Source organism: Oleiphilus sp. HI0128, assembly GCF_001635365.1.
The window spans coordinates 1-662 of the sequence record NZ_LWGG01001464.1 but is presented as its reverse complement, the minus strand read 5'-3'; the positions used below and the strand labels follow the sequence as shown (position 1 = coordinate 662).

1 protein-coding gene is annotated in these 662 nt (G+C 44.1%); it reads right to left on the bottom strand.

Annotated features, from left to right (window positions below; genetic code table 11):
• Positions 1–84 precede the first annotated feature (84 nt).
• A partial coding sequence (locus A3763_RS24175) for a GGDEF domain-containing protein (RefSeq protein ID WP_156495304.1) occupies positions 85–662 on the bottom strand: 578 nt, incomplete at its 5' end.

Genomic DNA, 662 nt, shown 5'->3' with positions numbered 1-662 from the left:
AAGTGTAGTTTCTTTTTATGACACTTTATCTACAATATAGTGGCTAGTTTGCCCATATATTGCGTTATTTACAAGCAGGTTTTCTTACAGTTCTGTATTGTAGCAACGGACATTATTTCGTCCATTTCTCTTTGCTTCGTATAGGGCATGATCAGCCTTTTCACATAAGGATTGAGCGTTTTCGTGGTCAGCTAATGCAATGCCGCAACTAAAGGTGACATTGAATGTGCCGGTTCCGGCGGGCTGTGGTAATTCTGCAAAGCGTTCACGTATTTCGTTAAGAATAGTTTTAGCATCGCGTTCAGAAGTATTTGGCAGTACGATGGCAAACTCTTCGCCACCATAGCGACCGATGTGGTCTGTTTTACGTAGCCGCTGTTTAAGGAAAAGAGAAAGGCTTTTCAGTACGCGGTCGCCAATAGGGTGGCCGTAGTTATCATTAATCTTTTTGAAGTAGTCGATATCGAGCATTGCGAAACAGACAGGTAGTTCGCTTTCCGCTGCTTTAGCAACTTCAATTTCTAGCAAATGTAGAGTATGGGTATGATTGTAAAGCCCGGTCAGGCTATCGCGAATCATTAGTGCCAAAAGGGATCGAGCTCTTCGGCCTCGGTTTCGCAGCGTGGCGATGAGGTGTTTCGGGTCGATAGGTTTCGTTAGAA